The 2,294-nt window shown below is 35.4% G+C and carries 4 protein-coding genes; 2 read left to right on the top strand and 2 right to left on the bottom strand.

Annotated elements, in window-relative coordinates; translation table 11 throughout:
* Positions 1–197: 197 nt before the first annotated feature.
* Together ACY65O_RS02785 and ACY65O_RS02790 are read right to left on the bottom strand one after the other, a co-directional pair.
* Positions 198–812 carry an HD domain-containing protein gene (locus tag ACY65O_RS02785; protein WP_462219329.1) on the bottom strand — a complete coding sequence of 205 codons (615 nt, stop codon included), beginning with the start codon at positions 810–812 and terminating at the stop codon, positions 198–200.
* Positions 813–828: 16 nt separating this feature from the next.
* Positions 829–1,203: a hypothetical protein gene (locus ACY65O_RS02790; RefSeq protein ID WP_462219330.1), complete on the bottom strand. Its 375-nt coding sequence runs from the start codon at positions 1,201–1,203 to the stop codon at positions 829–831.
* 221 nt (positions 1,204–1,424) lie between these two features.
* Here ACY65O_RS02790 and ACY65O_RS02795 point away from each other — a divergent pair, with 221 nt between their 5' ends.
* A complete protein-coding gene (locus ACY65O_RS02795; RefSeq protein WP_462219331.1) occupies positions 1,425–1,772 on the top strand; it encodes a single-stranded DNA-binding protein in 348 nt (115 codons plus the stop codon).
* A gap of 160 nt (positions 1,773–1,932) precedes the next feature.
* Positions 1,933–2,262: a GxxExxY protein gene (locus ACY65O_RS02800; RefSeq protein WP_462219332.1), complete on the top strand. Its 330-nt coding sequence runs from the start codon at positions 1,933–1,935 to the stop codon at positions 2,260–2,262.
* Positions 2,263–2,294: the final 32 nt, after the last annotated feature.

A 2,294-nucleotide genomic window follows, 5' to 3' on the forward strand; every position in this document is an offset into this window, starting at 1 on the left:
CCCGGGTAACTTTTTTAAGGGCTTCAATTTGTTGGTTAATTGCAATCTGTGTCATGTAAAAATTCTTTTTATTTTTTATAAACTCTAAGGTAATGTTTCCTTTCCCCTGTTTTGTTAGATTTCCCCCAATTTTCAAGATTGTTAACAATTAGCACTAGCGGTCTAATAATCTATTCAAAAATGCTTTTCGAAAATCTTCAAAACCTATTCAATTCCTTCTCCAAATTCGCCTTCGCCTGGCTCTCAAACCTTTCAAAAAAATAATCCGTTTTAAATATCCTTTCCATTTGTAAAAAATGCTGCAGTACTTTTTTTCTTCCGGGTTTATAAATCAGGTCTGGGTAAAGGGAGTATTCATTTCTTACCTGTTTATAATAATTTTCATACACATTCCATGGTTGCCCTAAAATAGAAAGATCGGCATCAATAAAAATATTGGTGTCGTTATCTGCACTTAAAAGATGTTTTTTAGTAGCCAAAATATGGCGCACACAATTTTCAATAGTCATTTGAGGAACACCAATCAGTTGCATACGGTTTTCAGCAAACGCTGCACTCTTTTCTTCGTTGGTAGTTTTTAGTGGGTTGTAAATAATGTCGTGGTAATACAAAGAGAATAAAACGGTATCCCAATCTTCAATTTTTATTTTAATTGTAAACAGCTGTTGCAATAAACTTTCAAGATGGTTTAATGTATGGTAATACCTTTTTTTGTTGGAATAATTTTCTTCAATTTCATTCCACAGTTGCTTGGCCAGCCGGGCATCTTTTGTGTAATTACCAATTAGTTTTATAAAGGTTTCCTCTAACATGGGTAAAACGATTTTATTATTCTCCCTCTCTCTTTACAATCAAGTACCAATTATTCTCCAGCGGTAAATAACCATACTCATAACAGTAAAAATAAGTTTTGTCGGTTTTGGTGTGGTATAAATGGGTATGGTATTTAAATTGAAAACCTTTTTCTATAAGTTTATCCTTGTTAGCTTTTGCGGTTGCTTCACCATCAGGTAACAGGCTTTCTAAAATGCGGCGGTTTTTTCCCAGGGCATTATTTACGTTCCTTATATTATTGTTAGCAGCACTTTTAAGGTCGTTGTTGTAAGCAGCCCGGCAGTAATCATCACAAAATTTTTTGTCGCTGCGGCCTTTTACGGCTTTGCCGCAACTCATACAGGTTTTTGTTTCTTTCTGTTGTAACATAATACCAGCTTGGTTTTTAAGAGAAAAATTTTTTTCGATTAGCAAATGCACCCGTTTACATACGGTTATAAAGGTAAGTAAAAGGATAATCTCCGGCTACCGCTTTTTTGCCGCCGCATCTTTGCATTGTCAATCGGAACAAAACAATAAAACCGGTTGGCTGAAATAAATTAAATCATCGCACGGCTTTAAAACAACAGCACGGCACAAAACGAAAAAACATGTACGCATTAAAAAACAAAGTTCAATTGATTGGTAACCTGGGCAACGCACCAGAAGTTAAGAACACCGAAAACGGCAAAAAGCTGGCTCGCTTTAGCATGGCCACTAACGAAACTTACCGTGGCCGTACCGGCGAAAAAATTACCGAAACTACCTGGCATAATGTGGTGGCATGGGGTAAAGTTGCCGACATCGCCGAAAAGTTTTTAACCAAGGGCAAAGAAGTTGCAATTGAAGGAAAGCTCATTAACCGCAGCTACACTGATAAAGACGGTATTAAAAGATACGTTACCGAAATACAGGTAAACGAGTTGCTGTTGATTGGCGGTGAAAAGCCTGCGGCTTAGGGTATTGCCCGCTGATTTCGCAGATGTCGCAGATTATACTTTCTGGGTACTGAGCTTGTTGAAGTATCAGCGAAATTAGCGGGCTAACTTAAATTCACAATAAAATTATTATTATGTCTGAAAATGAAATTTCTTACCGATAAGAGATGCTATTTTTAAAGTGGTTAGAAAACTCAGGGCTGGTTTATTTGAGAATGTTTATAAACACATTTTAAAGTACGAACTGGAAAAACTTGGCCTTAATGTAAAAATGGAAGTGCCGCTCCCTGTAATTTATGATGATATTAAATTTGATATTGGCTTTAGAATTGATTTATTGGTGAATGATAAAGTAATCATTGAAATAAAGTCAGTTGAAAAGTTAGCCGAAGTTCATCACAAACAAACTATAACTTATTTAAAGTTAACGAGTTTAAAATTGGGCATCTTGGTTAACTTTAATTCCAATAATATTGCAAACGACATTTTTAGAAAAGTAAATAATTTATAAAATCTTTTCTGCGACATCTGCGTAATCAGCGG

The sequence above is a fragment of the Ferruginibacter sp. genome, assembly GCF_031430955.1.
In the GTDB taxonomy this organism is placed as follows: Bacteria; Bacteroidota; Bacteroidia; order Chitinophagales; family Chitinophagaceae; genus Ferruginibacter.